This window comes from Lacinutrix salivirga (assembly GCF_053604675.1).
In genome coordinates, this window is sequence record NZ_JBSHNP010000146.1 from 71321 (window position 1) to 82789 (window position 11469).

General features: G+C 33.2%; 12 protein-coding genes. 8 read left to right on the forward strand and 4 right to left on the reverse strand.

Annotated elements, in window-relative coordinates; genetic code table 11:
• Positions 1–102: 102 nt before the first annotated feature.
• From ACVC5O_RS16120 to yidD, 3 genes are all read left to right on the forward strand, one after another.
• Positions 103–657 (forward strand): thioredoxin family protein, encoded by a 555-nt coding sequence (locus tag ACVC5O_RS16120; protein WP_452222504.1) that lies wholly within the window; start codon positions 103–105, stop codon positions 655–657.
• Between the two features lie 187 nt (positions 658–844).
• The gene (locus ACVC5O_RS16125) at positions 845–1075 is read left to right on the forward strand and encodes a hypothetical protein (RefSeq protein WP_452222505.1); all 231 of its coding nucleotides are present in this window, start codon (positions 845–847) and stop codon (positions 1073–1075) included.
• Complete coding sequence (yidD, locus tag ACVC5O_RS16130; protein WP_452222506.1) at positions 1075–1353, forward strand: membrane protein insertion efficiency factor YidD; 279 nt, start codon at positions 1075–1077, stop codon at positions 1351–1353. The genes ACVC5O_RS16125 and yidD overlap by 1 nt, the downstream gene beginning before the upstream one ends.
• Before the next feature lie 155 nt (positions 1354–1508).
• On the opposite strand, the gene ACVC5O_RS16135 is transcribed toward yidD, so the two are convergent.
• From ACVC5O_RS16135 to ACVC5O_RS16145, 3 genes are all read right to left on the reverse strand, one after another.
• Positions 1509–2039 carry a YfiT family bacillithiol transferase gene (locus ACVC5O_RS16135; protein ID WP_452222507.1) on the reverse strand — a complete coding sequence of 177 codons (531 nt, stop codon included), beginning with the start codon at positions 2037–2039 and terminating at the stop codon, positions 1509–1511.
• Positions 2036–2728, reverse strand: coding sequence for a tetratricopeptide repeat protein (locus ACVC5O_RS16140; protein WP_452222508.1), 693 nt, complete (start codon positions 2726–2728; stop codon positions 2036–2038). The genes ACVC5O_RS16135 and ACVC5O_RS16140 overlap by 4 nt, the downstream gene beginning before the upstream one ends.
• 119 nt (positions 2729–2847) lie before the next feature.
• On the reverse strand, positions 2848–3780 hold the full coding sequence (locus ACVC5O_RS16145) for a peptidylprolyl isomerase (protein ID WP_452222509.1): 933 nt from the start codon (positions 3778–3780) through the stop codon (positions 2848–2850).
• A gap of 297 nt (positions 3781–4077) precedes the next feature.
• Between ACVC5O_RS16145 and ACVC5O_RS16150 the strand changes: the two genes are divergently transcribed.
• On the forward strand, positions 4078–4521 hold the full coding sequence (locus ACVC5O_RS16150; protein WP_452222510.1) for a hypothetical protein: 444 nt from the start codon (positions 4078–4080) through the stop codon (positions 4519–4521).
• Positions 4522–4671: 150 nt separating this feature from the next.
• Here ACVC5O_RS16150 and recQ read toward each other — a convergent pair whose 3' ends face one another.
• Complete coding sequence (gene recQ, locus ACVC5O_RS16155; RefSeq protein ID WP_452222511.1) at positions 4672–6876, reverse strand: DNA helicase RecQ; 2205 nt, start codon at positions 6874–6876, stop codon at positions 4672–4674.
• A gap of 196 nt (positions 6877–7072) precedes the next feature.
• Here recQ and ACVC5O_RS16160 point away from each other — a divergent pair, with 196 nt between their 5' ends.
• From ACVC5O_RS16160 to ACVC5O_RS16175, 4 genes are all read left to right on the forward strand, one after another.
• Positions 7073–8038 (forward strand): KpsF/GutQ family sugar-phosphate isomerase, encoded by a 966-nt coding sequence (locus ACVC5O_RS16160; protein WP_452222512.1) that lies wholly within the window; start codon positions 7073–7075, stop codon positions 8036–8038.
• The gene (tatC, locus tag ACVC5O_RS16165; RefSeq protein WP_452222513.1) at positions 8038–8877 is read left to right on the forward strand and encodes a twin-arginine translocase subunit TatC; all 840 of its coding nucleotides are present in this window, start codon (positions 8038–8040) and stop codon (positions 8875–8877) included. Before ACVC5O_RS16160 ends, tatC begins: the two co-directional genes overlap by 1 nt.
• Before the next feature lie 84 nt (positions 8878–8961).
• The gene (gene lptB / locus ACVC5O_RS16170) at positions 8962–9702 is read left to right on the forward strand and encodes an LPS export ABC transporter ATP-binding protein (RefSeq protein ID WP_452222514.1); all 741 of its coding nucleotides are present in this window, start codon (positions 8962–8964) and stop codon (positions 9700–9702) included.
• A 207-nt stretch (positions 9703–9909) separates the two neighbouring features.
• Entirely contained in the window at positions 9910–11454 is a 1545-nt protein-coding gene (locus ACVC5O_RS16175; RefSeq protein ID WP_452222515.1) for a hypothetical protein, read from the forward strand.
• The last annotated feature ends 15 nt before the right edge of the window (positions 11455–11469 follow it).

Sequence of the window (11469 nt, forward strand, 5' to 3'; positions counted from 1 at the left end):
TTTCGCAAAATAGTGATTTTAATAATAACACTAAAGTCTTAAAAATTTGGTAGTAGTGGATTAAGGTTTTATTTTTAACTCTGAAACTAATACACAGCACAAATGGCAAAAACAGAATCTAATATGCTTGCTTTAGGAACCTTGGCTTCTGAGTTTTCTTTGTTTGATACAGTAACCGAAAAAACACTCAATTTACAGCAGCTAAAAGGCGACAAAGGAACTGTAATAATGTTTATATGTAACCATTGTCCGTTTGTAATCCACGTAAATTCTAAGTTGGTAGAGTTGGCTAATACGTACACAAAAAAAGGGTTGGGTTTTATTGCTATTTCTAGTAACGATGTGATTAATTATCCACAAGATGGACCAGATTTTATGAAGCAACATGCTAAAACAGTTGGCTATCCTTTTCCTTATTTATACGACGAGTCTCAAGCCATTGCCAAAGCTTACGATGCTGCTTGCACACCAGATTTTTATGTTTTTGATGCCAATTTAAAACTAACTTACAGAGGCCAATTAGACGATTCTAGACCTGGAAATAACATACCAGTTACAGGTAACGATTTACAACATGCTATGGATTGCTTACTCCAAAACACAACCAATAAAAAACCACAAAAACCGAGTATTGGTTGTGGTATTAAGTGGAAGTAAGCGTTTTATCTATTGATATTAAGGTAGTTATAAAAATATACGTAGTTCTACGTATTTCATAGATTTAAAATATGTTTTATGTTTACAAAATGATAGCTTCGTTTAATAAATAATATTAAAAATTACAACGTTTGATATCAGGAGTACATTGTAAGTAACTTAACCAAACCAAAGAAAATAGAAAATTATGGAATATAAAGTAGTACCATTCGTAGCGTCAATCGACCACAAAAAAGGAACATCGAATCACGTTGCTCAACAATTAGAGGAATTAATCAATCAACACGCTTCTCAAGGCTGGAATTACGTAAGACTTGAAGGAGTTACGACTTTTGTTGGACCTGACAATGGTTGTTTCGGTTTTGGTGGAAAATCAGGATATGAAACGACAAGACAAATGGTTGTTTTTAGTAAATAATGAAATTTATTCTTTTAAATATTATCGGATTATATTGGTTTCTGATTCCTGAAACTAAAAGAAGAAAGTGCATTTTTAATAAATCTTGCTCAAATCAAGTTTATGATGAATTGAAACTGAACGGACTCAAAAGCGGATTAAAAGAACTGAATTTTAGAATTAAAAATTGTCAACCTGAATTTGATGTTTTTACCGATTATAAAACCGGACAAAAGAAAATGGTTTTGAAAAGTGGAATTATTGTGCAGGAAAATCAGATTGCAAAAAGACTGAAATAAAAAACTGCTTACAACACCGTAAAAAATAATTGCGGTTTAGAGCTTAATCAAAGATCGTTGCGTGTTTGTAACGTCTGATTTTCCTTCGGAAAATCCTCGCATACAGACCCGCAACTATTCTTATACATAAACGCTAAACGAACCTTCCAAATTACCTACCAACCCTTACGCTCTAACACCTTCTCAATATGCGCATAATGATGTTCGCTATGCCAAGCATAAATGCCTAGATTTTCGTTTAAAGCTACTGTTTCATTACCATCAGGATGAATAAACGTGCGTTTTAAGTCCTGTAGAGTTAGTCCCTTTACATAATTCACCAATTTAGCGTGTATTACTTTTAAGTGCAGTAACGAGTTTTCTATTGGTGCATTATAATCGTGTTGTTGCGACCAAGCCTTCTCGTCGTAGGCTTTAATTACAGGCTTATCCTCTGTCATTGTCCATTTAAAACGCGTGTAGCTATTGTGGTGGCTATCGCTTAAATGGTGTACAACTTGTCTTATCGTCCAACCACCTTCGCGATATGGTGTGTTTAATTGAGCATCATTTAATGGTGTTACTAAAGCGGTTAAACGCTCTGGGAAGGCTTCCAGAATAGCTATCCATGCGTCGATATGTGCTTTAGTGATGTTTTTAGGACAATCAAACACACCAATTGGATATTTTAAGTGTTCTATATTCATTTCTTATTGTACGCTTCAACAAAACGTTTTGCTGTTCTGTTTTCAGTATTATACTCTAATACGTTTTTGTAATTAGTATAAGCTTGTAAGCTGTCTCCACTTTTTAAGTAAGCTTCAGCTAAACTATCGTACACATTAGAGCTTGTTGGATGTAAGGCAACATTCATTTTAAATACTGCAATAGCATCATTATAATTATCTTTTTTTAACAATTTGTAACCAAACTTATTAAAACTACGTTCATTAATAAATACACTTGTAGAATCTTCTGCTTTAATCGCTAAATAACCAGCTAAAGCTTTATCGTATTGCTTTTCTTTTAAATATTGGCTAGGCACTTTTATACCTTTATTTAGTTTTTTATAATCGTAACCAATGGATTGTGACGCGTCTTCTGGCACTACAGATAAATACTGTTTTTTATCTTTTGGATTGACAACAAATTTTAGTTTCTTGTTCATATCCTTTATAAAAATAGTTTGGTCACCTACGTGCATAGGCTCTATTTTATCGCCAACTCGCCATTTTAAAAACATGTTTTGGTCTTCGAAATAGACTTCTAAAGTTTCATCTGCTGTGTAAAGATAACTCCCAGAAACCTGATCGATAAAAGCTTGATCATAACTGGTCTTTGAGCAATTAAACACTAAGAGTAGTACTAGTGCGGAAAGATAATTTTTAATTTTCATAGTGAATGCGTTGGTTGGTTTGGATTGGTATTTCAAAAATAATAAATGTTGCGTATAAAAAAACGCCTCATAACTATGAGACGTTTTAAATATAAATTTGTTACTTAATTGTAGTGTATTTATTGCACTCCCATAAGTTCTACATCAAAAATTAAAGTAGCATCTGGCGGAATTGCGCCTCCTGCACCTCGTGCGCCATAACCTAAATCGCTAGGTATTACAAAACGTGCTTTGTCACCTACTTGTAGGAGTTGAATCCCTTCGTCCCAACCAGAAATGACTTGACCTACTCCTAATTGAAAATCAATTGGCTGGTTTCTTTTGTACGAAGAATCAAATACAGTTCCATCGGTTAATGTGCCTTTGTAGTGTACAGATACTGTTTTTCCTTTTTCTGCTTTTGGTCCATCTCCTTTTTGAAGCACTTTATAGCGTAATCCACTTTCTGTAGCATCAAAACCTGCAGCATATTTGTCTAACTCAGCAGCTTTTGCTTCGCGCTCTGCAGCTATTCTTTTTTCGCGTGCACCTTCGAAAGTTCTAAATGCTTCAATAGCATTAAATTGTTCTGCAGCTTCGCCAACTCTAACAATTTCTAAAGTTTCAATTTCGTCACCTTGAGCGATAGCATCTACAACATCTTGTCCTTCAACAACTTTACCAAATACAGTATGGTTACCATCTAACCAGTCTGTTGCGACGTGAGTGATAAAAAACTGACTTCCATTAGTTCCAGGTCCTGCGTTTGCCATAGATAATACTCCTGGTCCATCGTGCTTTAATTCTGGATGAAACTCATCGTCAAACTTATAACCAGGATTTCCTGTTCCTGTACTTTGAGGACAACCACCTTGAATCATAAAATCTTGTATCACTCTATGAAATTTTAATCCATCGTAGTAAGGCGTTCCTTGTGGCTTTACATCGTTTTCCATGTTTCCTTCTGCTAAAGCGACAAAGTTACCAACTGTTCCTGGTGTTTTTTCAAACTCTAAATTGACTAAAACTGTCCCTTTATTAGTATTAAATTTTGCGTATAAACCGTCTTGCATTGTATTGTTTTTTAATGAGGTGCAAAGATAAGGAATGATTTGAGATTTCCGAATTACAAGTCACGATTTTATGTTTCGCTAATAATTAGTTGAATTTTTAAAGTTCGGTAAGTTACTCCTTTGTCTGGTTGAGCGCAGTCGAAACCTCATTATTATTATACATTAAAATCTTTTGACTGCGCTCAAGGTGACCTATAATTATGCTTTAAGATTTAAATACATTTTTCAATTAATTAATAATTGAATTTAGGTTTAAAGATGAATTTGTTTAGATTTGAAAATATTTAAAAATGAAGCATGGGAATTTTAGGAAAACTATTTGGTAACAAACATAATGAAGAAGCACTTGAAGACGATAACTATGTAACTGCTATAATTGAAGCTGGCGAAAACGAACCTCTAGCCATTTCTAATAGTAATGTTATGTATGCTGGATATAACGAACTTGGTGGTTATTATTTTTTACAAACTGCAATAATTGGAAGTTTAAAAACGAAAACAAAGGAAGGCGCGCAATTAATTATTGAAGGGAATGATTATACTTTAAAGCTAAACTCTGACATGCCAGAATTAGAATCTAATGAAGCAAAACCACTAAATGCACACGTTACTAATATTGATTTTGAAATTGAAAAAGAAGCTGTTGAAGGCTTAAAACGCTCTACAATGAAACAATTAACACTAAAACTAAAGAAACAAGACATAGTATTTACTGTTTATAATACTGGAGAAGAGGAATAACAGTTATCAATTATCAGTTATCAATTATCAGTTATCAGTTATCAGTTACCAAATCAGTTACCAATTATCAATAATACTGCTTACTGAACACTGCTTACTGAACACTGCTTACTGCTTACTGCTCACTGCTCACTGAATACTGAACACTACCTAATTAGCCACTTCACTAATAAATTTTATACGATACAAACGGAGTTCTTCATCGTCGTAATCACCATCAAATTCTTCAATAGCAACGTCAATTTTATCGGTTTCCGATTCCATAAAATACTCATGGATTTCTTCTTGTTGGTCTTCGTCTAAAATATCTTGTAAATAATAATCGATATTAAGTTTAGTACCAGAAAAGACAATCGCTTCCATTTCTTTTATAAATGCAGCCATTTCCATTCCTTTAGCAGATGCGATGTCGTCTAAAGGTAATTTTCTATCTACATTTTGAATGATATATAGTTTTAAAGCAGAATTGCTTCCAGTAGATTTTACCACTAAATCGTCTGGTCTTGTAATATCATTATCTTCGACATAGCGCTCTATTAAGGCTATAAAATCTTTACCATATTTTTTGGCTTTTCCTTCTCCTACTCCATGAACATTACTTAGTTCGTCTAAAGTAATTGGATATTTTAATGCCATATCCTCTAGAGAGGGATCTTGAAAAATCACAAAAGGAGGCACGCCTAATTTTTTGGCGTTGCTTTTACGTAAATCTTTAAGCATACTCATTAAAGCTGCATCTACAGATCCTCCACCACTTTTTGAAGCAGTGATAATATTATCGTCTTGCGAGTCGTCGAATTTATGATCTTCAGTCATCATAAATGAGCTTGGCGATGTAATAAATTTTGCACCTTCGTCTGTTAATTTAATAACACCATAGGTTTCAATATCTTTTCTTAAGTATCCAGCCACTAATAATTGACGAATTAATGCCATCCAATAGCTTTTTTCTCTATCTTTCCCTTTACCAAAAAAAGGAAGCTCGTCGGTTTTATGAGATTTTATTAATGCATTAGCACTACCAACAATTACATTTACCAAATCTTTAGACTTGTACTTATCGTTGGTTTTTTTAACCGTTTCTAAAACCAGTTTGGCTTCGTTTTGAGCTTCGTGTTGTGGTTTTGGATGGCGCATATTATCGTCCATATCTCCACCTTCTCCTGTCTCGTTATCAAACTCTTCACCAAAATAATGCAGTATAAATTTGCGTCGTGATATAGACGTTTCGGCAAAAGCAACCACTTCTTGCAATAATGCATTACCTATTTCCTGCTCTGCAACAGGTTTACCAGACATAAATTTTTCTAACTTTTCGATATCTTTATACGCGTAGAATGCTAAACAATGACCTTCGCCTCCATCGCGTCCTGCGCGACCAGTTTCCTGGTAATAACTTTCTATACTTTTTGGAATGTCATGGTGGATTACAAAACGTACATCTGGTTTGTCAATTCCCATACCAAAAGCAATGGTAGCGACAACAACATCTGCATCTTCCATTAAAAACATATCTTGATGTTTCACTCGTGTTTTGGCATCTAAACCAGCATGATAAGGCACTGCATTTACTCCGTTTACTTGTAGAACTTGCGATAATTCTTCAACGCGTTTTCTACTTAAACAATATACAATACCAGATTTTCCATCATTCTGTTTAATAAAACGAATAATATCTGCATCTACAGATTTTGTTTTTGGACGTATTTCGTAGTATAAATTTGGTCTATTAAAAGACGCTTTAAAGGTTGTAGCATCAGTAATTCCTAAGTTTTTAAGTATATCTTCCTGTACTTTTGGTGTGGCAGTTGCAGTAAGACCTATAATTGGAATATTGTCTCCAATACGTTTTAATATGTGTCTTAAATTTCTGTATTCTGGTCTAAAATCGTGTCCCCATTCACTAATACAATGAGCTTCGTCCACTGCTAAAAAAGAGATAGTTACTGTTCTTAAAAACTCCACATTCTCTTCTTTAGTTAAGGATTCTGGAGCGACGTAAAGCAACTTGGTTACACCATCAACAATATCTTGTTTAACTTTTTTAATTTCGGTTTTGTTTAAAGACGAGTTGAGCACGTGAGCAATACCTTCTGTATTAGAGAGGCCTCTAATAGCATCTACCTGATTTTTCATTAATGCAATTAAAGGCGATACAACTATTGCTGTACCTTCTTGCATAAGTGCAGGTAATTGGTAACATAAGGATTTTCCACCTCCTGTTGGCATAATGACAAATGTATTGTCTTTTGCTAAAATGCTTTTAATAACTGGTTCTTGTAGTCCTTTAAATTGGCTGAATCCGAAATATTTTTTTAATTCAGCATGAATATCAGCTTTCACTATATCTCCCAAAAGTATATTTTTTATGTTGTTTTAAACGCAGGTTAATTTAAAATATTACTATAATATTTCATTGTGAATTTAAAACTTCCTTTTTAATTTTTCGCTAGCTTTGTAGCAATTATATTTTAATCAAACAATAGCATTTTGATATAGTTTAAAGATAGTAAAATATTTTAGAACATATCAACTCTAAAAAACATAAGTTTTGAACACATTAGATTCTATACTTGAAACAGCAAAAAAAACCATCGCTTTAGAAGGACAATCGATTTTAAATTTATCGGGTTTTATAACCTCCGATTTTGCTGAAGCTGTACAACTTATCTATAAATCTAAGGGTAGATTGGTCATTACAGGTATTGGAAAAAGCGCTATAATCGCTAATAAAATTGTAGCGACTTTAAATTCTACAGGCACACCTTCTATATTTATGCATGCTGCAGATGCTATACATGGCGATTTAGGGTTAATATTGGAAGACGATGTGGTAATGTGTATTTCTAAAAGCGGAAACACTCCAGAAATAAAAGTATTGGTTCCGCTTATTAAAAACGCAAATAATAAAATGATTGCTATAACAGGTAATATCGATTCGTTTTTAGGCAAACAAGCCGATTATGTTTTAAATACTTTTGTTGAAAAGGAAGCTTGCCCAAATAACTTAGCACCAACTACAAGTACAACTGCACAACTAGTTATTGGCGATGCGCTTGCTGTTTGTTTGTTAGAACTGCGTGGATTTTCGAGCAAGGATTTTGCAAAGTATCATCCTGGAGGCGCTTTAGGAAAAAAATTATATTTAAGAGTTCACGATATGTCGTCGGTAAATATGAAGCCACAAGTAGCTCCAGACACTAGTATTAAAGAGGTAATTATTGAAATTTCTGAAAAGATGCTAGGTGTGACTGCAGTTGTAGAACATAACAAAGTTGTTGGAATTATTACAGATGGCGATTTACGTAGAATGCTAGTAAAAGTTGATGATTTTAAAGGCTTAACTGCTAAAGATATTATGAGCAAAAGCCCAAAACGTATTGAAGAAGATGCTATGGCTGTTGATGCTAAAGAAGTGATTGAAACCTACGGAATCTCTCAACTGCTAGTAGAAAATAACGGGAATTATGCTGGCATTATTCATGTTCACGATTTAATTAGAGAAGGTATTATATAATGGCGAAAAAGAAAGTACAGGAAAAAGAAATGTCTTTTTTAGACCATCTAGAAGCGTTACGTTGGCACTTAATACGCATTACTATTGCTGTATTTGTTGGTGGAATAGTTGCGTTTTTAAATAAAACCTATGTGTTTGGAAGTTTAATTAATGGACCTAAAGATCCAAATTTTATAACCTATCGCATATTATGTAATATTTCTAAATCTTTAGGTTTGGATGAAAGTTTATGTGTCTCGGAAATGCCATTTACCATTATAACTACAGGTATGGCAGATAAGTTTTCCATTCACATCTGGACCTCTATAACCATTGGGTTTATTATTGCCTTTCCTTATATACTTTGGGAAGTTTGGCGTTTTATAAAACCTGCACTTTACGATAATGAACGTAAACATTCGCGTTGGTTTATTTTTAGTGGCTCGCTTCTGTTTTTTATTGGTGTCCTTTTTGGTTATTATATTATTGCGCCTTTATCTGTTAACTTTTTAGGTGGCTATGTCCTTATTCCTGGAGACGATATTGCTGCCAATCCAACAATATCCTCTTATATTGCTTTACTGCGTTCTGTAGTAGTTGCTGGAGGTTTAATTTTTGAGTTACCAATAATTATTTACTTTTTAACTAAGGTTGGTTTAGTAACACCAGAGTTTTTAAAAACCTACAGAAAACACGCTTTAGTAGTGGTTTTAATAGTTTCTGCAATAATTACACCTCCAGACATTGCAAGTCAAGTTATTGTTGCAATACCTGTAATTATATTATACCAAATAAGTATTTATATCTCTAAGGTGGTGATTAGAAATCAGAAAAAGAAAGAGGTGAACTTAAAAAAATAAGCAAGGTTAAACTTTTTATAAAAATGAATAGTAAGTCCTTAAGTCTATAGTATTTTACTATTTTTAGCATTCAGTATAAAACATATGCAGCTTAGAGCCGAAAATTTAATGAAGTCCTATAACGGACGACAAGTAGTAAAAGGAGTGTCTTTGGAAGTTAACCAAGGAGAAATTGTTGGTCTTTTAGGACCAAATGGAGCAGGAAAAACTACTTCTTTTTATATGATTGTTGGATTAATAAAACCTAATGGAGGTAACATTTTTCTGGATAATACTGAAATTACAAAATTCCCAATGTACAAACGTGCGCAAAACGGAATTGGGTATTTAGCACAAGAAGCATCAGTATTTAGAAAACTAAGTATTGAAGATAATATTTTGAGTGTTCTACAAATGACGAAGCTTAGCAAAAAAGAGCAGGAACATAAAATGGAATCACTAATCGATGAGTTTAGTTTAGGACACATACGTAAAAGTAGAGGCGATTTATTGTCTGGTGGAGAGCGTCGTCGTACAGAAATTGCGCGTGCTTTAGCCACAGATCCCAATTTTATTTTATTAGATGAACCTTTTGCAGGCGTCGATCCTGTTGCAGTAGAAGATATCCAACGTATTATCGCGCAATTGACTAAAAAGAACATTGGAATTCTTATTACAGACCATAACGTACAAGAAACTTTAGCCATTACAGACCGAACCTATTTAATGTTTGAAGGTAGCATACTAAAAGCTGGTGAGCCAGAAGAATTAGCTAACGATACGATGGTGCGTAAAGTCTATTTAGGTCAGAATTTTGAACTTCGTAAAAAGAAAATTAGAGAATAGTTTTACCTCTAAAACCTCTTAAAATTAGCTTTCTAATTTGGTTTGTATCTAAATTTAAAAATTGCTAGCTTCGTTTAACGAATGATATAAAACACCTGTGACCAGCTTGACTGGTTATTGCAACGTTTGATATTAAGAGCACATTGTGGTTAATTTTTAGGCTAACCAGCCAATATTTTAACTAAATTTAAAAACCTGTTTGTACTTATGAAAAAATACCGAATGAAAAACTATCTGAAAATTGGAATTCTACTCTTTGGAATTTCTCTATTACTCGTTAATTGTCAAAAAGATAATTTTAATGAGTTTGACCTAGAAACATCTAAAAAACCACCTAACCTAAAAGCAACAGTTACTAATGGTGGAAACCTTTTAAAAACTAACAACAATTTAAAAACGATTTTAAATAAGTTTGTTAAAGATAAAAGCAGAAACAATTATTCTTCTCGTACTATTTATTCTAATGAATATGGGTTTAGTATAGACACCACTTTAATACAACAAATTGAAACAGCTACTTATAAAAGTTATACATTTATTGTTGAAAGAGGTAGTAATAATCAAGCTATTTTAGAGAATTACGTTTATACTATTTACAACGATACTACATCAGTACAATATTTAGTAACATATACATTACTGGACTCTTTCGAATTTGAATATGATATTGAAAATGCAACAATACAAACCATTGATGATAATAGTTTAATATACAGTAGAGGAAGTTGTGCCTCCATAGTTGAATATGAAGATCCTGTTTGTGTAGATACTCCTTGTATTGGTACTGGAAAACATATCATTGGAAAAGGAGAATGGCTGGAATGCGCATACCTTAATAAACCTGGCGGACCTAGCATTAATTGTACTGGTGGTGGTTGGGTAGACCAAGGTTGTCCAGATTCCAATGGCGGAACTACAAGTAGTGAAGATTACAATCCAAACGACACAACTACTGGTGGAAATGGTAATACTGGAGATACTGACACAACTGAAGAAGAGGAAGAAGATGTGGTAATTGTGCCTTTAGATGATTTTGGTAATAAAAGAGAATGCAGGAAAATTAATAATTTCCTAGATAATAATCCAAATTTTAAAACTTTTCTATTAAGTCTTAATGATCAAACCAATATAGATTACGAAAAATCAATAAGTAAGTTTGAAAACGAACCAATTATAATTACAGATCAAGGTACACCTGGCGAACCAGAAGTTAGATTGTTAGATAACCCAAGTGAAGATTATGAAGCCTTTGCGCACTATCATTACGAAACTACTACCACACTAGAGGGTGACACATATTCGGTATTTACTATTGATGATTTAGTAGGTATTGCAGAACTTTTAAACAATGACTATTTAGACCATAGAAAATTTGTTACCTTTTTATCGACAGGAAAAGGAACACACTATGCACTAACTATAAATAATAAGGCACGGTTTTTGGAAGCCTTTAATTATGTTTTAAATCCTGAACCGCCAAATATTACCAATACTGAGTTAGCTTTGGAATGGTTGGATAAAAAAGCTGAATGGGAAAGATTAAAAAAGAAATTTTATGAGGATGATGACGCATCAATAAAAAAGACAAATACAGATAACAATATTGTATTAGCTGCCTTTTTACAATTTATGGATGAAGCAAATATGGGAGCAACTATGTATAAAACTGATGAAAATTTTAACGATTTTACAAGAGTAACTTATAATGCTAATGCTATAAATAATATTAAAGAAAAACCGTGTAACAACTAAAAAACGAAACAAAAT

What these genes read in the sequence shown, in the direction of transcription:
- ACVC5O_RS16175 (WP_452222515.1), top strand. Translation starts at nt 9,910, where the DNA reads ATGAAAAAATACCGAATGAAAAACTATCTGAAAATTGGAATTCTACTC.
- lptB (WP_452222514.1), top strand. Translation starts at nt 8,962, where the DNA reads ATGCAGCTTAGAGCCGAAAATTTAATGAAGTCCTATAACGGACGACAA.
- ACVC5O_RS16140 (WP_452222508.1), bottom strand. Translation starts at nt 2,728, where the DNA reads ATGAAAATTAAAAATTATCTTTCCGCACTAGTACTACTCTTAGTGTTT.
- ACVC5O_RS16145 (WP_452222509.1), bottom strand. Translation starts at nt 3,780, where the DNA reads ATGCAAGACGGTTTATACGCAAAATTTAATACTAATAAAGGGACAGTT.
- ACVC5O_RS16150 (WP_452222510.1), top strand. Translation starts at nt 4,078, where the DNA reads ATGGGAATTTTAGGAAAACTATTTGGTAACAAACATAATGAAGAAGCA.
- yidD (WP_452222506.1), top strand. Translation starts at nt 1,075, where the DNA reads ATGAAATTTATTCTTTTAAATATTATCGGATTATATTGGTTTCTGATT.
- ACVC5O_RS16120 (WP_452222504.1), top strand. Translation starts at nt 103, where the DNA reads ATGGCAAAAACAGAATCTAATATGCTTGCTTTAGGAACCTTGGCTTCT.
- ACVC5O_RS16135 (WP_452222507.1), bottom strand. Translation starts at nt 2,039, where the DNA reads ATGAATATAGAACACTTAAAATATCCAATTGGTGTGTTTGATTGTCCT.
- ACVC5O_RS16125 (WP_452222505.1), top strand. Translation starts at nt 845, where the DNA reads ATGGAATATAAAGTAGTACCATTCGTAGCGTCAATCGACCACAAAAAA.
- tatC (WP_452222513.1), top strand. Translation starts at nt 8,038, where the DNA reads ATGGCGAAAAAGAAAGTACAGGAAAAAGAAATGTCTTTTTTAGACCAT.